Origin of the sequence: Paraburkholderia ultramafica (assembly GCF_902859915.1) — a bacterium.
In the GTDB taxonomy this organism is placed as follows: domain Bacteria; phylum Pseudomonadota; class Gammaproteobacteria; order Burkholderiales; family Burkholderiaceae; genus Paraburkholderia; species Paraburkholderia ultramafica.
In genome coordinates this window covers 13,792-38,572 of sequence record NZ_CADIKK010000009.1, presented here as the reverse complement: position 1 = coordinate 38,572, position 24,781 = coordinate 13,792, and the positions used below count along the sequence as shown (strand labels likewise).

General features: G+C 61.0%; 23 protein-coding genes. 10 read left to right on the top strand and 13 right to left on the bottom strand.

The window, feature by feature from the left end; genetic code table 11:
- Positions 1–48 precede the first annotated feature (48 nt).
- The 3 genes from HV744_RS11440 to HV744_RS11430 are packed head-to-tail and all read left to right on the top strand — an operon-like array spanning position 49 to position 2,933.
- Positions 49–1,002, top strand: coding sequence for a complex I NDUFA9 subunit family protein (locus HV744_RS11440; RefSeq protein WP_175149608.1), 954 nt, complete (start codon positions 49–51; stop codon positions 1,000–1,002).
- Positions 1,003–1,047: 45 nt separating this feature from the next.
- On the top strand, positions 1,048–1,701 hold the full coding sequence (locus tag HV744_RS11435) for a glutathione S-transferase family protein (protein ID WP_175149607.1): 654 nt from the start codon (positions 1,048–1,050) through the stop codon (positions 1,699–1,701).
- Positions 1,698–2,933, top strand: coding sequence for a multifunctional CCA addition/repair protein (locus tag HV744_RS11430; RefSeq protein WP_175149606.1), 1,236 nt, complete (start codon positions 1,698–1,700; stop codon positions 2,931–2,933). The genes HV744_RS11435 and HV744_RS11430 overlap by 4 nt, the downstream gene beginning before the upstream one ends.
- Before the next feature lie 56 nt (positions 2,934–2,989).
- Here HV744_RS11430 and HV744_RS11425 read toward each other — a convergent pair whose 3' ends face one another.
- Together HV744_RS11425 and HV744_RS11420 are read right to left on the bottom strand one after the other, a co-directional pair.
- On the bottom strand, positions 2,990–3,184 hold the full coding sequence (locus HV744_RS11425) for a DUF2905 domain-containing protein (RefSeq protein WP_175149605.1): 195 nt from the start codon (positions 3,182–3,184) through the stop codon (positions 2,990–2,992).
- A 32-nt stretch (positions 3,185–3,216) separates the two neighbouring features.
- The gene (locus HV744_RS11420; protein WP_175149604.1) at positions 3,217–4,407 is read right to left on the bottom strand and encodes a class I SAM-dependent methyltransferase; all 1,191 of its coding nucleotides are present in this window, start codon (positions 4,405–4,407) and stop codon (positions 3,217–3,219) included.
- Between the two features lie 13 nt (positions 4,408–4,420).
- Between HV744_RS11420 and HV744_RS11415 the strand changes: the two genes are divergently transcribed.
- The 5 genes from HV744_RS11415 to glmS all read left to right on the top strand — a co-directional run bounded on the left by HV744_RS11415 (position 4,421) and on the right by glmS (position 10,120).
- Positions 4,421–5,239, top strand: a complete 819-nt coding sequence (locus HV744_RS11415) for an SDR family oxidoreductase (RefSeq protein ID WP_175149603.1) — start codon at positions 4,421–4,423, stop codon at positions 5,237–5,239.
- Between the two features lie 88 nt (positions 5,240–5,327).
- Positions 5,328–5,723 (top strand): dihydroneopterin aldolase, encoded by a 396-nt coding sequence (locus HV744_RS11410; protein ID WP_149669888.1) that lies wholly within the window; start codon positions 5,328–5,330, stop codon positions 5,721–5,723.
- Between the two features lie 3 nt (positions 5,724–5,726).
- Positions 5,727–6,755 (top strand): tRNA 2-thiocytidine(32) synthetase TtcA, encoded by a 1,029-nt coding sequence (ttcA, locus tag HV744_RS11405; RefSeq protein ID WP_175149602.1) that lies wholly within the window; start codon positions 5,727–5,729, stop codon positions 6,753–6,755.
- Between the two features lie 125 nt (positions 6,756–6,880).
- Positions 6,881–8,242: a bifunctional UDP-N-acetylglucosamine diphosphorylase/glucosamine-1-phosphate N-acetyltransferase GlmU gene (gene glmU, locus HV744_RS11400; RefSeq protein ID WP_175149601.1), complete on the top strand. Its 1,362-nt coding sequence runs from the start codon at positions 6,881–6,883 to the stop codon at positions 8,240–8,242.
- Between the two features lie 60 nt (positions 8,243–8,302).
- The gene (gene glmS, locus HV744_RS11395) at positions 8,303–10,120 is read left to right on the top strand and encodes a glutamine--fructose-6-phosphate transaminase (isomerizing) (protein ID WP_175149600.1); all 1,818 of its coding nucleotides are present in this window, start codon (positions 8,303–8,305) and stop codon (positions 10,118–10,120) included.
- Between the two features lie 586 nt (positions 10,121–10,706).
- On the opposite strand, the gene HV744_RS11390 is transcribed toward glmS, so the two are convergent.
- The 5 genes from HV744_RS11390 to HV744_RS11370 all read right to left on the bottom strand — a co-directional run bounded on the left by HV744_RS11390 (position 10,707) and on the right by HV744_RS11370 (position 13,603).
- Positions 10,707–11,045 (bottom strand): ZIP family metal transporter, encoded by a 339-nt coding sequence (locus HV744_RS11390; RefSeq protein ID WP_175149599.1) that lies wholly within the window; start codon positions 11,043–11,045, stop codon positions 10,707–10,709.
- A gap of 6 nt (positions 11,046–11,051) precedes the next feature.
- The gene (locus HV744_RS11385) at positions 11,052–11,255 is read right to left on the bottom strand and encodes a hypothetical protein (RefSeq protein WP_175149598.1); all 204 of its coding nucleotides are present in this window, start codon (positions 11,253–11,255) and stop codon (positions 11,052–11,054) included.
- A gap of 67 nt (positions 11,256–11,322) precedes the next feature.
- Positions 11,323–11,898 (bottom strand): HoxN/HupN/NixA family nickel/cobalt transporter, encoded by a 576-nt coding sequence (locus tag HV744_RS11380; protein WP_175149597.1) that lies wholly within the window; start codon positions 11,896–11,898, stop codon positions 11,323–11,325.
- Positions 11,899–11,906: 8 nt separating this feature from the next.
- Positions 11,907–12,170: a metal-sensing transcriptional repressor gene (locus tag HV744_RS11375; protein WP_175149758.1), complete on the bottom strand. Its 264-nt coding sequence runs from the start codon at positions 12,168–12,170 to the stop codon at positions 11,907–11,909.
- 86 nt (positions 12,171–12,256) lie between these two features.
- Positions 12,257–13,603, bottom strand: coding sequence for a cation diffusion facilitator family transporter (locus HV744_RS11370; RefSeq protein WP_175149596.1), 1,347 nt, complete (start codon positions 13,601–13,603; stop codon positions 12,257–12,259).
- Between the two features lie 130 nt (positions 13,604–13,733).
- Here HV744_RS11370 and HV744_RS11365 point away from each other — a divergent pair, with 130 nt between their 5' ends.
- On the top strand, positions 13,734–14,732 hold the full coding sequence (locus HV744_RS11365; RefSeq protein WP_175149595.1) for a class I SAM-dependent methyltransferase: 999 nt from the start codon (positions 13,734–13,736) through the stop codon (positions 14,730–14,732).
- Between the two features lie 526 nt (positions 14,733–15,258).
- Here HV744_RS11365 and HV744_RS11360 read toward each other — a convergent pair.
- A complete protein-coding gene (locus HV744_RS11360; RefSeq protein ID WP_175149594.1) occupies positions 15,259–16,383 on the bottom strand; it encodes a nickel/cobalt efflux protein RcnA in 1,125 nt (374 codons plus the stop codon).
- An 8-nt stretch (positions 16,384–16,391) separates the two neighbouring features.
- The gene (locus HV744_RS11355) at positions 16,392–16,661 is read right to left on the bottom strand and encodes a metal-sensing transcriptional repressor (RefSeq protein ID WP_175149593.1); all 270 of its coding nucleotides are present in this window, start codon (positions 16,659–16,661) and stop codon (positions 16,392–16,394) included.
- A 239-nt stretch (positions 16,662–16,900) separates the two neighbouring features.
- Here HV744_RS11355 and HV744_RS11350 point away from each other — a divergent pair, with 239 nt between their 5' ends.
- Positions 16,901–18,247 carry an MFS transporter gene (locus HV744_RS11350; RefSeq protein ID WP_175149757.1) on the top strand — a complete coding sequence of 449 codons (1,347 nt, stop codon included), beginning with the start codon at positions 16,901–16,903 and terminating at the stop codon, positions 18,245–18,247.
- A gap of 123 nt (positions 18,248–18,370) precedes the next feature.
- Here HV744_RS11350 and HV744_RS11345 read toward each other — a convergent pair whose 3' ends face one another.
- From HV744_RS11345 to HV744_RS11330, 4 genes are all read right to left on the bottom strand, one after another.
- Entirely contained in the window at positions 18,371–19,543 is a 1,173-nt protein-coding gene (locus HV744_RS11345; protein WP_175149592.1) for a TolC family protein, read from the bottom strand.
- A gap of 77 nt (positions 19,544–19,620) precedes the next feature.
- A complete protein-coding gene (locus tag HV744_RS11340) occupies positions 19,621–19,923 on the bottom strand; it encodes a DUF3240 family protein (protein WP_175149591.1) in 303 nt (100 codons plus the stop codon).
- Positions 19,916–23,017 carry an efflux RND transporter permease subunit gene (locus HV744_RS11335; RefSeq protein ID WP_175149590.1) on the bottom strand — a complete coding sequence of 1,034 codons (3,102 nt, stop codon included), beginning with the start codon at positions 23,015–23,017 and terminating at the stop codon, positions 19,916–19,918. Before HV744_RS11335 ends, HV744_RS11340 begins: the two co-directional genes overlap by 8 nt.
- The gene (locus HV744_RS11330) at positions 23,017–24,297 is read right to left on the bottom strand and encodes an efflux RND transporter periplasmic adaptor subunit (RefSeq protein ID WP_175149589.1); all 1,281 of its coding nucleotides are present in this window, start codon (positions 24,295–24,297) and stop codon (positions 23,017–23,019) included. The genes HV744_RS11335 and HV744_RS11330 overlap by 1 nt, the downstream gene beginning before the upstream one ends.
- Between the last annotated feature and the right edge of the window lie 484 nt (positions 24,298–24,781).

Below are 24,781 nucleotides of genomic sequence, written 5' to 3'. Positions count from 1 at the left end.
CGGCGCGCCACGCCAGCCGTTGCCGCGGCTTCCACTAGGGAGTCGAAAATGCGACATCAAGCTATTGCGCTCATCGGCGGGTCCGGGTTTATCGGCAGCCACCTCGTCAACGCGCTCGTCGAACTGGGCAAAGACGTGCGCATCGCCACCCGGCGGCGCTACAACGCCCGCCATCTCACCTTGCTGCCGATCGACGTAATCGAAACCGACGTGTTCGATCCGGTCCAGCTCGCGCGCTTCGTCGAAGGCGCCGATTGCGTGATCAATCTCGTGGCCACGCTGCACGGCAAACGCGGCACGCCGTATGGCCCGGAGTTCGCGCGCACGCATGTCGAATTGCCGACCAAAATCGTCGCCGCGTGTGAAGGCAAGGGCGTGCATCGGCTCATTCACATCAGCGCGCTCGGCGCGGCGCCGAACGGTCCGAGCATGTACTCGCGCTCGAAGGGCGACGGCGAGAAAGCGGTGCATCCAGCGAACGTCGCGTGGACGATTCTCCGTCCGTCCGTGGTGTTCGGTCCTGAAGATCAATTCCTCAACAAGTTCGCGTTCCTGCAACGGGTGTTTCCGGTGATTCCGCTTGCGATGCCCGATGCCAAATTCCAGCCGGTGTACGTCGACGACGTGGCGAAGGCGATCGTCAACGTGCTCGACCTCGATGCCGCGAGCGGCCGGACCTACGAACTGGGCGGCCCGACCGTCTACTCGCTCGAAGACCTCGTCAAGTATTGCGGCGACGTGATCGGCAAGCATGCGCGCATCATCCGTCTGCCGGAGGCGTTGGCGCGCCTGCAGGCGCTGACCTTCGAAATGGCGCCCGGCGAACCGGTGATCACGCGCGACAATCTGGATTCGATGAAAGTCGACAATATATTGAGCAGCCCGCTTGCGCCCGAGCTCGGGCTCGAACCGGCCAGTATCGAAACGATCGCGCCCGCGTATCTGACCGGTGCGTCGACGCGTTCGCGCTTCGACACGTTCCGCGCCAGCGCCGGACGCTGACCCCGTTCGCTGAAACACTTTTTTCACACTCCACAGATACGAAGCATGAAGCTGCTTATTGGTGACAAGAACTATTCGTCATGGTCGATGCGTCCGTGGCTGCTGCTGAAGCATTTCGGCATTGCCTTTGAAGAAGTATTGATCCCGTTGGGCGAGCCTGGCACGACCGCGGCGATCCTCGCTCATGCGCCGCAGGGGTCGGGCAAGGTGCCCTGTCTGGTCGACGAAGCGGGGCTGGCCACATGGGATTCGCTGGCGATCGCCGAGACGCTGGCCGAGCGCTTCCCGCAGCATGCGCTGTGGCCACGCGACGCGGCTTCGCGCGCTCGCGCGCGCAGCGTGAGCGCCGAGATGCACTCGGGTTTTGGTGAGTTGCGCTCGAACATGTGGATGAACATTCGCGCGTCGTTCCCGGGCATGAACGCGACGTCGGGCGCGCTGGCCGATATCGCGCGTATCGAGGCGATCTGGCGAGACTGTCTCGACGCGCATGGCGGCCCTTTCCTGTTCGGCGAGTTCGGCATTGCCGACGCGATGTACGCGCCGGTCGCGATGCGCTTCAACACATGGCGGCCGGCATTGTCCGCAACCTCGTCGGCCTACGTCGAGCGGATCACCGCGTTGCCGGCGGTGCAGGCATGGATCGACGCCGCGCGTCGGGAAACTCACGCAATTCCCTACCAAGACGCATGCCCATGAAGATCTACGCGGTAGGCGGCGCGATCCGCGACGAGTTGTTGGGCGTGCCGGTGCAGGACCGCGATTACGTGGTGGTCGCCGCGACGCCCGAGCAGATGGTGGCGCAGGGCTATCGTCCGGTGGGCAAGGATTTTCCGGTGTTCCTGCATCCGCAAACGCACGAGGAGTACGCGCTTGCGCGCACGGAGCGCAAGACGGCGGCGGGCTATCACGGCTTCCAGTTTTTCTATGCTCCGGACGTTACGCTGGAGGAAGATCTCGCGCGCCGCGACCTGACGATCAACGCGATGGCGCGCGAAGTGCGCCCGGACGGCGAGTTGACCGGCCCGGTCATCGACCCGTTCGACGGTCAGGCGGATTTGCAGGCGCAATTGTTCCGTCACGTCAGCGATGCGTTCCTCGAAGACCCTGTGCGGATTTTGCGGATTGCACGCTTCGCCGCGCGGTTCGTCGACTTCACGGTCGCGCCGGAAACGCTGGCGCTGATGCGCCAAATGGTCGCCGACGGCGAGGTGGATGCGCTGGTGGCCGAACGCGTGTGGCAGGAGGTGTCGCGCGGCTTGATGGAGAAGAAGCCTTCGCGCATGTTCGAGGTGTTGCGCGACTGTGGCGCGTTGGCGCGGATTCTGCCGGAGATGGACGCGCTGTTCGGCGTGCCGCAGCGGGCCGACTATCACCCCGAAGTGGATACCGGCGTGCACGTGATGATGGTGGTCGATCATGCCGCGCAGCAGGGCTATGCGTTGCCGGTCCGGTTTGCCGCGCTGACGCACGACCTCGGCAAGGCGACCACACCTGAGGATGTGCTGCCGCGGCATATCGGCCATGAGGGGCGCAGTGTGGATCTGCTGAAGCCGCTATGCGAGCGGCTGCGGGTGCCGAACGACTGTCGTGACCTGGCGCTGCTGGTGGCGCGCGAGCATGGCAACATTCATCGCGTGACGGAGATGGGGGCTGCCGCGCTGGTGCGCTTGCTCGAGCGCAGCGATGCGATCCGCAAACCGGGCCGCTTTGCAGAAGCCTTGCAGGCGTGCGAGGCCGACGCGCGTGGGCGGCTTGGGTTCGAAACGAGCGACTATCCGCAGGCCGAGCGGCTCAGAGTGGCGCTGGTCGCTGCACGAAGCGTGGATGCCGGCGCGGTGGCGAAACTGCTGGCCGATGCGCCTGCCGGCATCAAGGACGCCGTGCATCAGGAGCGGGTGCGCGCGGTGGAAGCGGCGCTTGTCGGGTAAGGTGTTTTGCCTTTGGCGTGGCGGGCGGCGCAGGCCGCCGCCGTTAAAGGCAAAACCTACAACAGCCTCGCTATAAGCGACAAAAGCATCGACAACACCAGCGTCGACATAAAAGGAAACGGGTACTCGCGACCGAACAGGCGCAAGGTCACGTCGCCGGGCATCCGGCCAATGCCGATCTTCCTGAGCCACGGCCAGCAGGCCGACAACACCGCCACCGCAACGAACGTAGTCAACAGCCAGCGGATCATCACGAGTTCCTAACGCCCAATGAGGCAAAAATTCACAGCGTATGCGAGCGGTCGCCGCTGGAAAACGCCTGCAACGTGTCGTCCAGTCCGCGCGAAAAGGCGATCACCTTGAACAGTTCGCCCATCTCCGCCTCGGACAACAGCTTCTGCACCGCATTCGCCGCGGGCAGGAATCGCGCGGTGTCGGTCGGATCGATTTCCGACAACACTTCGGTAATCCCCGCATTCAGCAAGAACCGCGCTTGCGACGTGAAGCCCAGCAAGTCCGCGCCCGTCTCGACACCGGCTTCGGCGATGCCGGTAAATTCCACATGCGCGGTGATGTCCTGCAAGCCCGGGTAGAGGAAAGGATCGGCGTGCGCGCGGTGCCGGTAGTGGCACATCAGCGTGCCTTGCGCGCGCTGCGCATGGTAGTACTCGTGACGCGGAAAACCATAGTCGATCAGAAAGACCGCGCCGCGCGTGAGCATCGTGCAAATGGTGCGCGTGAACGCGCTGGCGGCTTCGTGCGTTTCGGTCACGTAGCCGTCGCCGGCGGTGTCGAGTTCGGACAGCAACGCGATGTCCGCTGCGGCGGACACCGGGCGGTCGTCGAACGCAAACGCGTCGTCGCGCCACACTACGCCGCGCTGATGCCAGATGCCGCCGTTCGATACGAACAGCCGCACGGGCATCGCGTCCAGCACCTCGTTGCCGATCACCACACCCTCGAAGCGCTCCGGCAAAGCGTCCAGCCAGCGTACTTTCGCAACCAGCGCGGGCGCTGCCGCCGCGATCGTCTCGCGTTGGCGCTCGCGCAATTCGCCCGACAGGTCGACGATCGAGTAGCTGTCGAATTCGGTGCCCAGCGCATCGAGCGCGTTGAGCAAGCCGGCGGCCAGTTTGCCCGTGCCGGCGCCGAACTCCATCACGTCGCGCGTGCCGCTCGCCTGCAAGGCCTCGGCCAGCGGCCGCGCCAGCGTCGCGGCGAACAATGGCGACAGCTCCGGCGCGGTGACGAAGTCGCTGCCGTCGTCGCCGCGCAGACCGAATTTGCGCGCGCCACCGCTGTAATAGCCGAGTCCCGGCGCGTAAAGCGCGCGCTCCATGTAGCGGTCGAACGGCAGCCAGCCGCCGGCGCTGTCGAGTTCCGCGCGGATCTGCGCGACCAGCGCTTCGGACTGCGCAAGCGCGTCTGGGCCGGGAGCAGGTAAACTATCGGGTTGGTGAGCTTTCGGATTCATCCCCGCATTGTAAATGACCGCCTCTCTGGACACTGCCGCTGCCCGCGCGCCCGCAACGCCGCGCGTCGTGCTGATTACCGGCGCCGCCCGCCGCATCGGGCGCGCGCTCGCGCTCGGCTTTGCCGCGCGCGGCTGGGACGTGGCGGTCCACTACGGCGCATCGCGCGAAGAGGCCGACGAAGTGGTCGCGCAGATCGCCGCGCTCGGCCGCCGCGCGGTCGCGTTGCACGCGGAGTTGGGCGACGAGGCGCAGGTCGAGCGGCTGTTGCCGGCGTGTACCGCCGCTTTGGGCCGGCCGGTGTGCATCGTCAACAACGCGTCGCGCTTCGAGGAAGACACGGCGCGCAACGTCGGCTACGAGCTGCTGCTGAAGCTGACCGCGATGAATCTCGGCGCACCGCTGGTGCTGGCGCGCATGCTGTTCGACGCGACGCCGGAGGCCGCGCGCACCGACGAAAGCCAGCGCGGCGTGGTCATCAACGTGCTGGATCAGAAGCTGTACAACATGAATCCGGACTATCTGTCGTACACGCTGTCGAAAGCGGCGCTGCAGACCGCCACGGTCGCGCTGGCCCAGGCGTTGGCGCCGAAACTGCGCGTGGTCGGGCTCGCGCCCGGTCTGACGATGCAGTCCGGCGATCAGACGCAGGATAGTTTCGAAGCCGCTCACCGAACGACGCCTTTGGGCCGTGCGTCGCGGCCCGAGGATATTGTCGCCGCCGCGCTGTATCTCGCGGATGCAGCCGGCGTCACCGGAACGACGCTGGTGGTCGACGGCGGGCAGCATCTCGTGCCGCTGCCGCGCGACGTAATGTTTTTGACGGGCGCCTGAAGCGCGCGCGGCCGGCCTGGATGGGCGGCCGCCGCGCAGTGAAGCGCCCCTTTGCGTGCTCCGCACGCTTTTTTCGACTGGAACGAACATGTTTGCCGCTCTTTCGCACCCCCGGCTCGCCGATTGCCGCCGGCTCTTTCTGCGCAACTACGAAGTGCACATCAACATCGGCGTGCACGACTTCGAAAAGCGCGGCGAACAGCGCGTCGTGATCAACGTCGAACTGTTCGTGCCGCTCGCGCTGTCCACGCCGGTTCAGGACAAGCTGAACGAAGTCGTCGACTACGACTTCATGCGGTCCACCATTTCGCGCCGCGTCGAGCAAGGCCATATCCACTTGCAGGAAACGCTGTGCGACGACCTCGTACGGACCATGCTCGAGCATCCGCAGGTGCGGGCCGCGCGCGTGTCGACCGAGAAGCCGGACGTGTATCCCGACTGCGACGCGGTGGGCGTCGAAGTCTTCCGTATCAAAGAGGATTGAGCCATGAATGCTCCGGAAATCCTGAACGACAACGCGGCCGCCGAGGCTGTCGACGTCACCGACGCCATCGACTCCACGCAACCCGCCGCGCCCGCCGCGAAGGCCAAGTCGCCGCTCACGCGCCGCGAGCAGAAGGAAGCGTACGAGAACAACAAGCTGTTCAAGCGCCTCGCGCGCCAGGTCGGCCAGGCGATCGGCGACTTCAACATGATCGAGGACGGCGACAAGGTGATGGTCTGCCTGTCGGGCGGCAAGGACAGCTACGCGATGCTCGAAATCCTGATGCGGCTGCGCGAGCGCGCGCCGATCAACTTCGACATCGTCGCGGTGAATCTCGACCAGAAGCAGCCGGGTTTTCCGGAGCACGTGTTGCCCGAATACCTGAAGCAGCTCGACATTCCGTTTCACATCGAGAACCAGGACACTTACAGCATCGTCAAGCGGCTGGTGCCGGAGGGCAAGACCACCTGCTCGCTGTGCTCGCGGCTGCGGCGCGGCATTCTGTACCGGGTCGCGGGCGAGCTCGGCGCGACCAAGATCGCGCTCGGCCATCATCGCGACGACATTCTGCAAACGCTGCTGCTGAACATGTTCTACGGCGGCAAGCTGAAGGGCATGCCGCCCAAGCTGCAATCGGACGACGGCAAGAACATCGTGATCCGGCCGCTCGCCTACGTGAAAGAAACCGATCTGGAGAAGTACGCGGAGCTGCGCGAATTCCCGATCATTCCGTGCAATCTGTGCGGTAGCCAACCGAATCTGAAGCGCGCGGAAATGAAGGCACTGATCCGTGATTGGGAGAAGCGCTTCCCGGGCCGCATCGAAAATATGTTCAACGCGTTGTCGAACATCGTGCCGTCGCATCTGATGGATCACAAGCTGTTCCCGTTCGCAGGCCTGCGCGCGACCGGCGAGGCCGATCCGCAAGGCGATATCGCGTTCGATGAAGAGCCGTGTTCGACCGGCAACGACGACAGCGCAATGCTCAACGCGGCGAAGCCGATCTCGATCGTTCAGTTCGACGATCTTTGATGGAAAAGCCCGAAAAATGGGCGTTTCCACACATCCCAGCTTGACATGAAGCCGCGTCAGCGGCCTTTGTCATCATGGCTGCATGATAGAATCCCCGGCTCCAAACTCGTCATATTGCCGACGCCATGAACATCGTGATTTTGGCGGCAGGCACCGGAAAGCGCATGCGGTCCGCGCTTCCCAAGGTGCTCCATCCTCTGGCCGGCCGGCCACTCCTCGCTCACGTCATCGACACGGCTCGCGCGCTCAAGCCCACGCGTCTCGTCGTCGTGATCGGCCATGGCGCCGAAGCCGTGCGCGAGGCGGTCGCGGCGCCGGACCTCCAGTTCGCCGTGCAGGAGCAGCAGCTCGGCACGGGCCACGCGGTGCAGCAGGCGTTGCCGCTGCTCGATTCGTCCGCCCCCACGCTGGTGCTGTACGGCGACGTGCCGCTCACGCGCGCCAGCACGCTGCACGCGCTGACCGGGCGCGCCGGGCAGGGCGGCTATGGCGTGCTCACCGTCACGCTCGACGACCCGAGCGGCTACGGCCGTATCGTGCGCGATCAGCACGGCAAGGTGTTGCGCATCGTCGAACAGAAAGACGCGAGCGCCGAGCAGTTGCAGATTGCCGAGATCAACACCGGCATCATCGTCGCGCCGACCGAGCGTCTCGCCGGCTGGCTCGCGGCGTTGAAAAACGACAACGCGCAAGGCGAGTTCTATTTGACCGACGCGGTCGAGATGGCCATCGAAGCCGGACTCGAAGTCGTCACCACGCAGCCGGACGACGAGTGGGAAACGCTCGGCGTGAACAGCAAGCAGCAGCTTGCCGAACTCGAACGGATTCACCAGCGCAATGTCGCCGACGCGTTGCTGGTCGCGGGCGTGACGCTCGCCGATCCGGCGCGCTTCGACGTGCGCGGCACGCTCGAATGCGGCCGCGACGTCTCGATCGACGTGAACTGCGTGTTCGAGGGCCGCGTGACGCTGGCCGACAACGTGACCATCGGGCCCAACTGCGTGATCCGCAATGCGAGCATCGGCGCCGGTACGCGTGTCGACGCGTTCACCCACATCGAAGGCGCCGAGGTCGGCGCGAAGGTCGTGCTCGGACCGTATGCGCGGCTGCGCCCCGGCGCGTCGTTGCACGACGAGTCGCATGTCGGCAACTTCGTCGAGGTGAAGAACGCGGTGCTCGGCCACGGCTCGAAAGCGAACCACCTCACGTATATCGGCGATGCGGATGTCGGCGCGCGCGTGAATATCGGCGCGGGCACCATTACCTGCAATTACGACGGCGCAAACAAATTCCGCACGGTTATCGAGGACGACGTGTTCGTCGGTTCGGACACGCAACTGGTTGCCCCGGTGCGGGTGAAGCGCGGCGCGACGATCGCGGCGGGCACCACGGTCTGGAAAGACGTCGAAGCCGGCGCGCTGGTTCTGAACGACAAGACGCAAACCAGCAAGCCGGGTTATATACGCCCTGTAAAAAAGAAGAGCTGATGGACACGACGCGGGCGCGAAGCGCGCTCCTTGAAACCCAGCACTGAAAAGGAATAAGCCATGTGTGGGATTGTCGGCGCGGTTGCGCAACGTAATATTGTTTCCGTCCTGATCGAAGGACTGCGTCGCCTCGAATATCGCGGCTACGATTCGTGTGGCGTCGCTGTGCTCGGCGAGAACGGACCGAGCCGCGCCCGCAGCGTGGCGCGCGTCGCCGATCTCGACGAGCAGGTGCACGAAAGTCATCTCGAAGGCGTCACGGGTATCGCGCATACGCGCTGGGCGACGCACGGCGCGCCGGTGACGGACAACGCGCACCCGATCTTCTCGAGAGATACGCTTGCGTTGGTACACAACGGCATCATCGAGAATTACGAATCGCTGCGTGAAATATTGCGGGGCAAAGGTTACGCGTTCGTCTCGCAGACCGACACAGAGGTTATCGCGCACCTGATTCACAGCGTGTACTGCGGCGATCTGTTCGCCGCCGTGCGCGAAGCCATCGCGCAATTGCACGGCGCGTACGCGATCGCGGTGCTGCATAAGGATCAGCCGCATACGGTGGTCGGCGCGCGCCAAGGCTCGCCGCTGGTGGTGGGGCTCGGCGACGGCGAGAACTTCCTCGCCTCGGACGCACTGGCGCTGGCCGGCAGCACCGAACGCTTCATCTTCCTTGAAGAAGGCGACGTGTGCGAACTGTCGCTCGACGGCGTGCGTATCGCCGATCGCGACGGCAATGAGGTACAACGCGAAGTGCGTCAGGTGGCGGCCTACGGCGGCGCGGTCGAACTCGGCCCGTATCGCCACTTCATGCAGAAGGAAATATTCGAGCAGCCGCGTGCGATCACCGACACGATCCCGCAAACGGATTCGTTCGACGCGTCGATTTTCGGCGAGGGCGCGGGCAAGGTGTTCGCGGAGATCGACAGCCTGCTGATTCTCGCGTGCGGCACGAGCTACTACTCGGGGCTGACCGCGAAGTACTGGCTCGAATCGATCGCGAAGATTCCGACCCAGGTGGAGATTGCCAGCGAGTATCGCTACCGTGAGTCGGTGCCGAATCCGAAGTCGCTGGTGGTGGTAATCTCGCAGTCGGGTGAGACGGCGGACACGCTCGCGGCGCTCAAGCATGCGCAGTCGCTGGGACACAAGCATACGCTGGCGGTGTGCAACGTCGGCACGAGCGCGATGGTGCGCCAGACGGAGCTGTCGTTCCTCACGCACGCGGGCCGCGAGATCGGCGTGGCGTCGACCAAGGCGTTCACCACGCAGCTGGTCGCGCTGTTCGTGCTCGCGGCGACGTTAGCCAAGCTGCGCGGGCATCTGAGCGACGAACAGGAAGCGGGCTACCTGAAGCAGTTGCGCCATATGCCGGCTGCGCTGAATAGTGTGCTGGCGCTGGAGCCGCAGATCATCGCGTGGTCGGAAGAGTTTTCGCGCAAGGAACATGCGCTGTTCCTCGGGCGCGGCATGCACTACCCGATCGCGCTCGAAGGCGCGCTGAAGCTCAAGGAGATTTCGTATATCCATGCCGAGGCTTATCCGGCCGGCGAGTTGAAGCACGGGCCGCTGGCGCTCGTGACGGAAGCGATGCCGGTGGTGACGGTGGCGCCGAATGACGCGCTGCTGGAAAAGCTGAAGTCGAATATTCAGGAAGTGCGTGCGCGCGGCGGTCAGCTGTATGTGTTCGCCGATGCGGATACGAAGATCGTCAACGATGAAGGGCTGCATGTGATCCGGATGCCGGAGCACTATGGCTTGCTGTCGCCGATTCTGCACGTCGTGCCGTTGCAGTTGCTCGCGTATCACACGGCTTGTGCGCGGGGTACGGATGTGGATAAGCCGCGGAATCTGGCGAAGTCGGTGACGGTGGAGTGAGGGGGCGTTTGCGGGGATGTCGCTTGATCGACGACAAATATGTTCGTAAATTGACAAAATAGTTCGTAAATTTACAAATATGTTTGTAAAAAGTCGCCGTGTTGAGTAAAAGTAAAGTTGTACAGTGCCAACCTTGATTCCAAAGCGTTAGTTTGGATAACTGCGTCACGGCGACCGCAGGTTATATAGTTTGGCATTTGATTTCAAGAGGGAAAACCTCGAAAACCGAAGGTGAATACCAGAACCGTCGGTGTGCTCCGGAAGCGTGGATAAGTGAGTCCTTCGACGTGCGAACGCGACTTGGTGCGCACGTCCCGAACGCCAAGTCCCGTTGCGATGTAGCCGAGGAAGCGTGCAATGCACTGTCTCGTGTTGCGACTGTGCAGGGGCAAGTCAAGGCTCAAATTGCTCACACATGGTGCTACTGCGAAGTAGGCATGATGTGAGCGAATTACATACCATTGGCAACGAATTTCTGCATGTGATGAAGCTAAAAACGGTGAATCAGAAAGATTGCCTTGCGGCAGATTTGTGCGTCCGGCACGCCCCGTGAATTTGAGCGACATGTCCGCCAATAGATCGCAACTCACGAAAGGAGTTCCGCCGCGAAGACGGCCGTGAAGCCAAGAAGGAAGAGCGAAGTCACGAGGCGCGTCTCGCCTAAATCATGCGCCCGGATGAGTAACTCCTCCGTGACCAGGTAGAGGAGAGCCGCCGAGCCGAATGCGAGCAGTGTCGTGAGAATTGCTGCAGGCGCGCCCGCCAGCAGGGTGAAGCCAACCACGGCCGACAGGCCGAGGATCAGCGCAAGGCCGACACAAGTCGCAACAACCGTGGCAACGCGGGTGCCGCCGCCACGCATCGTGTTCGCGGTCGCGAGGCCAAGAAAGAACATTTCCGGTGCGGGCGATGCCGCGACCAGCACGCCTTGTCAGGCACCGACCGCAAAGCCGGTGCCGATCACGACCCCATCGATCACGCAGTCGATTGATACCGCAGCCAGAAAGCCGAGCGGCAGCACGGAAGTGCCGCTATCTTTTGCCTCGAGTCGATCCGCCAGCCAGCGCATCGCAAACATGGCGGCGACGCCGGCTGCGAAGCCAGCGAGCGCCGAACCGGGGGTGCCGGCGCGCATCACGTCAGGAATGATCTCAGTCGCAATGGCCGCGAAGACAACGCCGGCTGCGAAGTGCTGAACTGCGCTACGGAAGGTTTGTCGTTTCCCACCAGTGCTGCGTTTCAATTCTGACCTGGTCGGCTGGCCACGCGCGAGGACGACGTCCTTCACTGTAGAGTCTGAAGCGGGGAGGCACACCGTTTTCAAAAACCTCAAGCCGCACCATGGCGTACCAGGTGTCGATAAACCTGGTTTCGTCGTGGTGTCGAAGATCGCGATCGTGGCTGTGATCGTGACCACTGGCGATGGCGACGCATCGCTGACGCCATGTGCGCCAGATGATCCACAGCGCGACGCCGACCATCACCGCCGCGGACGCAATCTGGAAGTACGGCTCATCGGGTTCAGTGTTCCAGCTGCCCCTGACATACTGACCGCCGAGCAATATGAGCCAGACAAGCGCGGCGTGCGAAATCGTCGCAGCGACACCAAGCAATATTGCTTGTCTGACGGTGCCACGAATGGCGACAGTAAATGCCGCCATCATTGTCCTTGAACGTCCCGGTTCGAGGCCGTGCAACGCTCCGAGGAGAGACGCGCCTGCAATGAATGGCAAGACGCTCGAAGCCCCTCGCAGCAGAACTGAAGCTAAATCAGCCATCTGTCGTTCTACAGGTATTTAGTCACGGCTTTGAGTTGGCTCATCACAGCAGCCGTTGACTGTGCATCCTGGCTACCCGGTTGCTCGAGGCAATGGTCGATGTGCTCACGGACGAGCGTCGTTCTCGCGTTACAGATCGCACTTTCCACCGCCTGCACCTGCTGCGCGATATCAACGCAGGTACGCCCTTTCCCGACCATCGCAATGACGCTTTTCAGGTGTCCTTCCGCTCGCTGCAGCCATTTGACGATGTGTTGATGTGAAGTTTGCATATCCACGCTACTTTCCTTCTGACTTCGTTCGCAGCTAATTGCGAAGCCTTACTCCACTTCCGATACGCTGCAGAGCGGTGTAACCTCTAGTGATGATGTCCTGCTGGCTCAACCATCCTGAATGGCAAGGTTTCCCGCCCCTGGACGCTCGACAGGCGCAGTTCGGCATCGAACTCGTGCGGCTCCTCCGGCGCAGTTGTGCTTTCGAAGTGGTGAGCAACCGCTTCCGACGGCTGCAACGTTAACGTCTCGCTCTTACCATCTGGCCGAAAAATCTCTACAACTGCCGCGAGATCTTCGACATGTTCCGGAACCGTCAAACGCATGCGTTCGCCGGACGGCGTGTCGACGATTTCCAGTAATCCGGATGCGAGGGCACAACTCACCCGAATCGGTTCGGGTGCATGATGGTGGCCGGTTGCATCCATCGGCGCATCGACTGGTTGCGCGCCGGTTGTATCAAATTGCACGGTCGCTGCGTCGAGTGGCGGAAGATGCGCGTGCAGCTCGCGTTGCAACGCCAACGTAATTCCATTGGCCTGCGCGACGCTCAGATTCTGGTCGACGGCGACTGTCAGTTCGGCGCGCAATTTGTGTCCGAGCCAGCGGGCCTTGACGTCGACCAGCCGATTGACCCCCGGTACGTGCTCGATTGCATGGCGGATTTCTTCCGTTACGCCGGGCCCGATCCCGTCGAGGCTGCGGGTGATGACCGCACGTGCGGATTGCCAGACTATGCCTAGAATGGCGATGGTGATCAGCAGACCGATAATTGGATCGGCAAGTGGAAAACCGGCCCAGACACCGATCGCACCAACCACCACCGCAAGGCTCGTTAGACCGTCTGTGCGGGCATGGTAGCCGTCCGCGATCAGCGCGGCGCTGTTCATCGCGCGTCCGACCCGAATCCGGAACACGGCCACCGCTTCGTTGCCGACAAAGCCGATTACACCCGCTGCGGCAACAGCCAGCAATTGCGTGATGGGTTGTGGATGGATGAGACGATCGATCGCCTCATAGCCCGCGACCAGCGCGCTAATCAGGATGATCACGACAATCAGCATCCCGGCCAGATCCTCGACGCGTCCGAGTCCGTAGTTGAAAGTTGCCGTCGGCCTGCGGCGCGCGAGCACGAAGGCGATCCACAACGGAATCGCCGTGGTCGCGTCGCCCACGTTGTGGATTGTGTCGGCCAGCAGCGCGACGCTGCCCGATGTGAACACTACGATCAACTGAAGGATCGCAGTGATGGCCAGAATCACAAACGACCATTTGATAGCCCAGATGCCGCGTTCCGAGGAAGACAGGCTCGGGTCGATCACGCCATGAGTATGGCCGTGAGGGCCTGCTCCGTGCGCGTGGCCATCGCCGCCATGCCCGTGGCTGTCTTCGTCGCCACCAAATCCGAACCACTCCTTGATTTTCGCCCACATGACGCGCTCCTGTTGGCACTGTTCCATTTGGCTGAGAGGTATGGTGGTCCACGGAAGCCGGCAGAGATATGCAATGATGCGTTGCTTATCCTATCCTCCTGGATTGGATATTATCCGAAACGGATTGAACGTGCTGCCTGTCGAAGGCAGCCGTATCGCTCATTACTACAATCGAAATTGGAAAACCGATTTGACGACGGACCTTGGTGATCCCGCTAAAGTTATAGCCTGGCTGCAACGCCGGCCATCGGGGGACGAATTGCGATCCACGTTCCCGGACGAATGGGAATACATGGAGCACGAACTTGCCGCAGCGCTCGCAGAGCGCGATCCCCGTAGGCTTTACCGCTTAATGAACCCTGGCGTGAACTCAGCCGGGCGCCCCGCGAAAAGCAATCTCAGTCGGCGCGAGAAACAGGAACTCGCGCGGGCTGCGGTTCGCCGGCAAATGGCCGCAGTGACGATCCAGCGCTACACCACCGCCATTGCCACCGGACGTAAGTCCGGCAAGCTACGCTTCAATCTTGTTAATGGACTCCTCACGCAACATCTGCTGTTTGGGCAGGGTCTCGAACGTAAGCCCGTTTCACTCGCGTGGTTCCGGATTCTGTGGCCGTTCGTCTGGCAAAAGCGATTCCTGATGCCACTGGTCGAGCCTAAAGGGATTTTTTGTTTCTATTCGCGCCAGTTCGTCGAGCGGCTCAGCGGGATCATCGGTGAAAGACTTTGCCTCGAACTCGGCGCAGGTGACGGCACCTTGAGCCGATTTCTGCGCGACAGCGGCGTGCGCATCACTGCGACGGACGACTACAGTTGGGAACACAAGATCGCATATCCCGAGTCGGTGATTCGAATGGAGGCGCGCATCGCACTGCGCTCCCACCCGGCCGAGGTCGTCATTTGCTCGTGGCCACCTGCCGGCAACAACTTCGAGCGCGAGATATTTCGCTGCGAGAGCGTCGACACCTATCTCGCGGTCGTCAGTGTGCATCGCGCGGCAAGCGGCAACTGGTATGACTACGAGCACCAGACGTCCTTCGCTATGGAGCGTCGCCCCGATCTTGCGAGGCTGCTGCTGCCGCCGGAACTTGGGTGCGACGTGCTGCTATTCACGCGCAAGCCTCGCTGAATCGCTCAGGCGGCCCCGGTAGATTCGGCGCGCCGGCGTCCTGGCAGTCAGGAACGAATATTTTCACAAGGTGAGCAAGCCCGGCGGTTGATTGAATCGCCTGCCTGTTCGTACTGGTGGCATCCCGTTTGTCTGCCGCAGTTGCCTTTGGTCCACATGGCGTGCCAGCCACATCAAGCCTTCAGTGGGATTGCAATCTGCCTGCATTGTTCTGGCTTGGGCACCATTGGCTAAGCGGGTTTCGTTGGGCAAATGCAGGGACAGCATGGGTCTTGGGCCTTACCGGCTTTGCCTGTTATGCGTAGGCCACTCTCAATACGCTCGGCAGGTGTCCTCGATGCAGAGGCGGCGACCGTCGCGACACTTGTCGCTACTTTCGCGTGCTTATCGTTGCCAGAACTCAGTCGGCATTCGCGTAAGCGATATGCAGGGGGCATGCGAGACTCGCACTCATGACACACATTAATGCAGCGGTTGCAGCGATCCACTTTGTGCGCCTGTTCATGCTTGCCTCGCCGCAGGCACCCTACACCCAGTCTAGTGCGTTAGCGCCTTGGTACGCCATGTAAAAGCCAACGAGGAGTATCAGCGCGCTGGAGAAGTAGGGCGCTTTTCTTGCAAAGTCACCGAAGCCGCTCCACTTCTTCGATACTTGCTTAACGCTCAACGCGGCCACCGTGCCGGACGCCACCATGGTGAGCGCAAGTCCTATGCTGAAACAGAGCACGAGGCCTGCGCCGAGCACAAACTGTTTCAACTGAAGACACAGCAGCAGCACCGTGATAGAGGCTGGGCAAGGAACAAGTCCGCCCGTCAGGCCGAACATCACAATCTGGCCGGTTGTTACATCCCTGTCTGCGAATCGCTTCTTGATGTCATTCGCGTGTGCGCGTTCGTGAGCATCCTGATAGCCTGGGGACGAGACATCCAGCCCAGAGGCCTGACCGTGGTCGTGATGATGGTGTTCATGCTCGACGTACTCCAATTCATAGTCGTGGCTGTGATGCCCGTGGCTGATTTGCAGTCGTGCCATGAACTCATGCGGCTCTGGAATTTCCTGCAGCGACTCGAGAAATCCCTCGCGCTGAACAAACGTGAAAACCTCTCTCCCGCTGCCGGCGCGTTGCGTCTCAATGCTAATCTGGTCCGCGCTAAACGCGCTGTGGTGGCGCCCCTCCTGAAACAGGCGGAATCGGGGCGGAACGCCGTCCTCGAAGATCTCCAGGCGAACGACGCCGTGCCCCGTGTCGACACGCTTGGTCTCATCCGCGTGGTCATGTCCGTGATCATGACTGCCTGCCATTCGCTGGTCGCGCCACGTGCGCCAAATCATCCACGCGGCCACGCAGACGACGAGCACCGCGGAAGCGAGTTGGAAGTAGGGTTCGGTCGTTTCAGGATTCAGATTGCGGCCGAAATACATCCCAGCGAGTGCGACGGCCCAGACTACGGCGGTATGCGACAGAGTTGCAGACAGGCCGAGTAGCACGGCTTGCCCGACCGTACCGCGAATCGCAACGATGAACGCGGCCATCATGGTCTTCGAGTGTCCGGGTTCCAGTCCGTGAAGTGCGCCAAGTAGCACTGCACTGGGGATGAACAGCCAGGCGCTCGCTGTGCCTTGCTGCAGCAGGGTAGAAAAATCTGTCATGCGGATGCCTAGAGATATTTGGTGATTGCTTTCAGTTCAGCGATTGCATCATCGGCACTTTGCTTGCCTTCATGTACCGCGCCGTCAAGACAGTGATCGATGTGGTCGTGTATCAAGGTCTGCTTCGCGTTGGTCACTGCGCTTTCTACTGCTTGCAACTGCTGCGCAATGTCGACACATGCCCGGCCCTCCTCGAGCATTGTGATAACGCTCTTGAGATGGCCGTCGGCTCGCTTCAGCCGCTTGATGATGTCGGTGTGCGATGTGTGAACGGGCATGTCGCGTAGGTCAAAAAAGCATTCATGTTGAAGGAAATATCAGGACAGAAAGTGGTATCGCTAGAGAATAACTTTATCCTATCCAGGTGGATAGGATGATACTCTAAAATGAAAATGCAGTGCTTCCGCCATGAATGCAGAGGCTCGAAACCAGAAGACGGCATCGAACGAACCGGTCCGGTTTGCAGCGCATCCGCTTACGAGGACATTTCAGCCATTTTATTGAAGGGGAATCCAGAGTGCTCGGCGTACTTTCAAACCGGACCTATCGTCATCTTTTTCTCGCACAAGTGATTGCGCTCGTTGGCACGGGCCTCGCAACCGTAGCGTTAGGCCTTCTCGCTTATAACATCGCGGGAGCGAACGCCGGCAGCGTGCTCGGTACTGCGCTTGCGATCAAGATGGTGGCCTACGTCGTAATCGCGCCGGTCGTCGGTGCCTTCGCTAATCGGCTCCCTCGCCGCGCATTCCTCGTTTCGATGGACCTCGTCCGGGCCGCCGTGGCCATCTGCTTACCATTCGTCACCCAAGCCTGGCAGGTCTACGTGCTCGTGTTTGTGCTGCAGAGTGCGTCGGCCGCATTTACGCCGACATTCCAGGCGACGATTCCCGATGTGTTGCCGGACGAGAACGATTACACCCGCGCCCTTTCGCTTTCGCGGCTGGCGTACGACATGGAGAGCCTCGTCAGCCCCATACTGGCTGCCGCACTCCTCACGGTCATCTCGTTTCATTCCCTTTTCGCGGGGACGGTTGTCGGTTTTCTCTGCTCCGCCGCGCTGGTCATGACGGTGAGCCTGCCCAAGTCTCCGGCGGTCGAAGTGACGGGTAGTGTCTACAAGAAAACGTTTCGCGGAATTTCCATCTATCTGCGCACGCCACGACTGCTGGGACTGCTCGCACTGAACTTCGCGGCTGCGGCCGCAAGCTCAATGGTTATTGTGAACACAGTGGTTTATGTGGAAAGCAAGCTTGGCCGCAGCAGCTCTGACGTATCGCTCGGGCTGGCGGCATTCGGCTGCGGTTCGATGCTGATGGCCCTGATTCTGCCGAAATTGCTGGATCGGAGGCCCGACCGACCGGCAATGCTCCTCGGCGCGTCCGTAATGACAGTCGGCCTTGGATTCGGGACGGTCGTTGCAGCTGCCGGCGGACGCTTCGAATGGCCGGCATTCCTTGCGACCTGGTTTGTGATTGGACTGGGGTACTCGATGACGCTGACGCCGAGTGGGCGCCTCCTGCGGCGCTCAGCCGGTTCCACGGATCGTCCGGCCGTCTTCGCTGCCCAGTTCTCCCTCTCACACGTCTGCTGGCTGATTACCTATCCGGTAGCGGGATCTCTCGGGGCGAAAATCGGCATGACCGGTATCCTTCCAGTGATGGCCGTGCTGACAGCGCTCGGTACCGCCGCCGCGTGGTGGATATGGCCGGCACGCGACCCCGACATCGTTGAGCACGAGCATCCTGCGCCTGAGGACGAATCCCATCTGGGCGAAGGCGAGCGCACAGCTCGATCTCAGCATAGACACCCGTTTACCATTGACGACCGTCACCCCACCTGGCCGCGCAAGACGAAGGACGACTGAAGCGCTCCCTATCTGGCCAACGCCCGGTAATGCCACGTGACACGCCCGCATCCTGTCGGTTGGGTCAGACGCTCACGTATCGCGGAACGTCTGACCTCCTGAAAAGAATCGACTTTTCGCCGCTCAATCGAGAGCCAGATTCCAGATAAGGTGTGCGTCAATCAGCATTCGCATTTCCCAACTCACCGCATCACCCTGGGCACCGATGGCCGCCCGCGATGCTTCGAGCGACTGGCGTTGCGCGAGAAGCAGCGACTGAAGATCCGTTTCGCCAAGAAGATACGCGCGCTGCGTCATCTGTGCGTTTTGCTCTGCGAGATCGGCACTCTCCGTTGCAATGCGCCATCGCTCGAAACTACCTTTAGCCTCTGAATATGTCTGCATCGCTTCGAGTTGACTATCGATGCGTGCCCGGTCGAGAGAACTCAGCGCAGCATCCATTTCTTTGCCTGCCTGCCGTGCTTTCTCTGCACGGTAGGTGCCCGAAAGCGGAATGCTAACGCTCACACCGATAATTTTCTCGTTGCGCCTTGCCTCCGTCCCCGCGAAGATGCCGATCGTCGGATCCGGAATCCGGTCGGCTCTCACGCGCTGCGCAGTCAACTGCGATTTTTCCCATTCGCCCTGAGCCGTTTGCATTGCGTCGGACGCGGCGACAATGCGTTCTCGCCATTCGGCCTCCTGCCACACAGGCGGCCGCGGTTCAGGCAAGGTGGCCGAGCCGGGTTCCGCGGAAGGGAAGCGCGTAAGCAGCGCTGCTCTCGACTTGCTCAGGTCAGTCGAAGCATTGCTGGCCTGTCTTTTTACTTCGCCCAGATCTGCCTGAGCAAGATTCACCTCAAGAGTAGAAGCGTCACCGGCGCGCTTGCGTCGTTTGACGGCTTCCACGTTGCTAGCCGCAAAACCCATCTGTTCGTTCAGCAGGTTCAATTGCCGCTTAGCGACGATCAAACTGATCCACATAGCCGAAAGTGCCTGCGCTGTCTCGTGACGAGCCATCACGAATTTCGCGCGACCCACTCGGGCGTCCAGATCGCCAAGCTGCCTATCGAGTCCCGCCTTGCCGACAATGCGAATAGTGCGCTCGATCTGAACATTAAACTCGTTGGAATTCAGTCCCGTATCCTGATACCTCCGACGCTGCCCCTGCAAAGTGGTGGTCCACTCATAGGGAGACGCCTTGACAGCCGCTCCACCGTAACTGGCTGCCTCAGCGAGGTTGCGGGCCATTGAGACGGAAGGCTCCGCGTCAATCCAGGCGATTGCCTGGTCTGTGGTTGGCAAAAATTCAGGCACAGGCATCTCCTGCGCCTGTGCGCCCCCCCCAAAAGCGGCGGCTACAGCCATCGACAGAGAGCCCCATCGAAGCCACTTCATTTGAATTCTCCCGCATGTGTAACGGCTGTGGCCCAGTAACGCAAGTCACTGCGGCCAAGCTCCTGCTGCAATCCTGAGGTAATTAATGCGAGCCGGCTCTCCGGGATCAACAACTGAATCACGGTTGCACTGCTGCGTCCGCTGACCTGCTCTGTCGTGCTCAGCGTGCCGTGGGCGAATCCATGCGCGTAGGCAGGCGAACTGACGAGTATCGCGGTTCCCTCCATCGCAAGAAGTGCGTCAAGGACACGCTCTTCGAGACCCGAGGGTGCGAATATATTCAGACAGCAATCAATCATTGAATGTCTCCGGCGAAGCAAGTCCACGAGCCTGTGGCCGTCCAAATCGCAGGTACAGTAACGGCAGAAGAATGAGAGTCAGCGAGGTCGCGGTCACGAGTCCGCCAATTACGACAATTGCAAGAGGACGCTGGATTTCTGAACCCGGCCCGCTCGCGAACAGCAACGGAACGAGCCCGAATGCGGTGATCGACGCGGTCATCAGGACGGGGCGTAGCCGACGTCGCGCCCCCTGTTTCACACAATCGATGAGATCCAGCCCTTCCGCGTGCAACTGGTTGAAGTAGCTCACTAGCACGACACCATTGAGGACAGCGATGCCGAGCAGCGCGATGAAGCCGACCGATGCAGGCACCGACAGATACTCGCCCGTGACCCAAAGTCCAACTATGCCGCCTACCAGCGCAAACGGAATATTGCTCAGGACCAGCAACGCTTGACGCACGGTTCCGAAAGTGGAAAACAGAATCAGAAAAATGATGCCTAGCGCAAGTGGTACAACCAGTGCGAGACGGGCCGCAGCGCGCTGCTGATTCTCGAACTGACCACCCCAGGTGATGCTGTAGCCCTGCGGCAGCTTCACGGCCTGTTCGACCTTTTGCTTCGCTTCTTCTACGAATCCAACGAGGTCCCGACCATCGACGTTCGCAATGACCACGCTGTAGCGGCTGCCAAGCTCCCGATTCACCTGAACGGGGCCACCATCCCGCTTCAGGGTTGCCAGCGACTGGAGGGGGATAGACTGGCCCGCGGGCGTCGCAATCCGCATCGCCGCAAACTCCGCGGGCGAGATCCGCACGAGGTCTGGGCCGCGGAGCACGATGGGAGTCCGTCGGACACCGTCAGTGACAGTACCAACGCGCTGCCCTTCAATCTGCACACGCAGGGCATCCTGGACGTCCTCCACCGAAAGCCCATAATTTCCAGCAGCAAGCCGGTCAACGATCACGCGCAGATACTGGACGCCGTCGTTCTGAACGGTGTACACGTCCTGGTTACCACTGACCGTTTTCATGGTCGCCTCGATCTTACCGGCAATGTCACTCAAGGTATTGAGGTCAGGACCAAAGACCTTGATGGCGAGGTCGCCACGCACGCCGATAATCATTTCGGATACGCGCATGTCGATTGGCTGCGTGAAGCTGTAGCTGATTCCGGGCATCTGGTCGAGAACGGAACGAACCTTGGAAATCAGTTCGTCCTTGTTCGCCAGCTTCCATTCAGAACGCGGCTTCAGCACGAGAAAAGTGTCGGTCTGGTTAAGACCCATCGGATCGAGGCCGATTTCGTCAGAGCCCGCGCGGGCGACGACGCCCTCAATCTCCGGGATTTGGCGCATCAGCGCCTGGTGAATCTTCATATCCAGCGCAGCTGTCTCTTCAAGACTTACCGAAGGAAGCTTTTCAATACCAACGATCAGATCGCCTTCATCCATTGTGGGCAGGAACGTTTTGCCCACGCCCATGTAAACGATGCCGGCACCGACGAGCATGGCAACAGCGACTCCGTACACGAGCTTCTCGCGCCGGAGCGCTGCGGCGAGAAGCGGCTCGTAGACATTCATCAGTTTGCGTACGAGCCACGGGTCTTCGTGCGACACCTTTTTGATGAGATACGACGCGACAACCGGGATGACAGTCAGCGAGAGCAGTAGAGAACCCGCGAGCGCGAAGACTATGGTCATTGCCACAGGCACGAAGAACTTGCCTTCAAGATTCTGAAGGGTAAGGAGTGGAAGGAAGACGGTGACGATGATGAGGACGCCGGATACCACCGGCGCCGCGACTTCCCTGACTGCGCGAAGAATGATGTGCAGGCGCGGAAGTTTGTCAGAAGTCTTGTCGTGACCTAACTGCTGAACGATATTCTCGACCACTACAACCGCAGCATCAACCAGCATGCCGAGTGCGATGGCCAGGCCGCCAAGACTCATCAGGTTGGCGGACATGCCCGTCATTCGCATGGCGATAAACGTCCAGAGCGCGGAAAGCGGCAATATAAGTGCGACAGTTATGGCGGCCCGGACGTTGCCAAGGAACGCACCAAGCAGGATGAGCACGAGTACCGTGGCTTCGAGCAGCGCGCGCGACACGGTCCCTACTGCGCGCTCGACAAGTTGCGCCCGATTGTAGAAGGGCTTGATGGTGACACCAGGCGGCAGGGTCGGTTGGAGTTCGGCAAGTTTGCGCGTTACCCCCTCAACGACCTGCTGGGCGTTTGCTCCGGCCAGTCCGAGCACGAGACCTTCGACTGCTTCGGCCGATCCGTCCTTCGTTACAACACCGTACCGCGTGACGCTTCCCAGGCGAACTTCGGCGACATCTCCCAGCCGGACGGGAACGTCATCTTTCTTTGCGACCACCACCGCACGGATGTCGTCGGCGTTCCGGATACTTCCTTCCGCGCGTACGAGCAACACCTCGTCGCCTTCGCCGAGACGTCCCGCGCCATCGTTCCGGTTGTTCTCCTCGATCGCCTTACGGATGGATGCTGTGGATAAACCCATTGCGCTGAGCCGTGCGGCGTCAGGCACGATTTCGAAGCTCCGGACTTTGCCGCCGAGTGAATTGACATCCGCAACCCCGGGCACGGTCCGCAGCGCTGGCCGAATGGACCAGTCAAGCACGAGCCGCCGCTCCTCAAGTGACATCCGGGGCGCTTCAATGGTGAATTGATACATTTCACCCAACGGCGTGGTAATGGGTGCCATCCCGCCGGAAAGGCCCGGGGGTAAATCGCTCTGGATGTTTGCCAGGCGCTCGCCGACCTGCTGACGGGCCCAGTAAATGTCGGTTCCATCCTCAAAGTCGATCGTTACATCGACGATGCCGTACTTGGATACCGATCGCAGCATCTTTTGCCGGGGGATGCCGAGCATCTCCACTTCTATAGGTGCTGCAATTCGATTCTCGGCTTCTTCCGGCGTCATGCCGGGCGCCTTCAGAATCACCTTGACCTGAGTGCTGGAGACGTCTGGAAACGCATCGATCGGAAGGTTACGGAACGAATACCAACCGAATCCGGCGAGCAGCGCGGCTCCGAGAAGCACGAATAGACGCTGTGACAGGGCGAACTGAACAAGACGGGTGAGCATTACTCGCCTCCACCCTTGCCGAGCCAGGCTGCCTTCAGCGCAATCACCGAACTTACGGCAACTTCCTGACCGCGCTTCAGGTTGCCCTGCACACGGACTGATTGACCGGCACTTGAGAGCACGTTAATTGGCGTCGCGACGAAACCCTTCGAGCTTCGTACGAACACGTACGCTCTGTCATCCTGCCGGGTAACCGATGGCAAAGGCAATGTCCACCCTTCAGGTGTAGGGGCTGGAATGTTGACTTGCAGCACTTCGCCTGGCAGCAACTTGTCGGCGCCTGCAGTTACGCGTGCCCGAAGGGTCGTGGTCTGACTATCGCTAACCATTCTCCCGGTCGACTCGGCCACCGCGCGCACATCCTTGCCGGTGACCGTTAAGGCCGTGCCGCGAGCAACGTCGGTGTTCGTCGGCACCTGAATTTCGAGCCACATTTCGCTCAAATCCGCGATTCGAGCTAGCAAATCTGCCTGGCGTACGCGTTGGCCTGGCTTTGCATCCAAGGACACGACCAGTCCGTTGCTGCGGGCACGGACGATCAGCACGGCGTCAATTTTGCCGGCTGCTGCCGAGCGTCGCGCGCCTGAGGGGTCCGCTCCAGCGAGCCTGAGTTCCGCTTCAATCTGTCGAAGTGCCGCGCTTGCAGCGCTGTCACCTGCCTGCGCTTCCTGCACGCGGCGCTCGGGAATAATGCCTTCAGCGAACAGCTTGGCCTCACGGTCCAACGTTTGTCGCGCCAGCCGCGCCTTTGAAGATGCATCCATCAACCTGAGCTGAAGGTCGCTATAGGCAGGACTGGCAAGCTGCATCAATGGCTGCCCGGCCTTGACAACGTCATGAGGATTGACGAGCAGCCGGTCCACCACTCCATCTAACGGAGCGCTGACTACCATGTCCCGATTCGGCGATAGTACAGCCCGCGCCGGCGCGGCTATTGCCGGGACAACACCTGGGTCGCTGAGTTTTAGCACCGTAATGCCTAGACCCTGCATCTGGGACGGCGATACGGCGAATTCCGCTGTTTGTTCCGCAGCGTAACTGGGCAGAGTCAAGCAAAGGCAAGCAATGGCAATGCTCGCCGAAAGCGTGAGCTTATCCGCCCGAAGTGTTTCCCACATAAGAAACTCCAAATTGTCGCTCCAGGCGACGCCAGTACTGCATTGCGAGATGCGAACTTTCCCGTCTGCCCCGCCACCGCGAGACACCTTTCTTTCGCGGGTCGCCTGAAAGATGTCTGGCTGGGTATCTTGTGAATTGCCTTCATACCGACTGAATCGCATGCGAGTCTCTTTTCTCCGCAGCAACGCCGGACTTTCAGGCCTTTCTCATCGTTGTTCCGCAAAGACAATGCAAGTGTGCGGATAACGCGGTGCGGGAAGATGATGGAAAAATGAGAAAACTGTCAGAAATCGCGATCGCCGCTGCCAGTCTCTGGAAATGTCAAATGAGTCGGGAGTAGATCAGGTCTGCAGCGCGCGCATGGCCGAATCGACGATTCAAAACGCAAGCGGGTCCGCTGGGCGTCCGGCATGCCGCTCGCAGCTGGCAGTGCCAGTCCTGGGTGCTCGGCCAAGCGCTTGCCTGAGCGAAAGAAAACCAGCCGCAGGCTGGACAAAAGGTCACGAAGGCAAAGATATGCCGATGAAGGCCTACGTGGCCGCGAAAAGTCCATGGAAAGCATCGCGCTACATTTCATATTCGACTGACACCAGGTTATCCGCTGTTTCCGTCGCGATGTTGACGCCAGCAGGGGGAGTGCGTCAG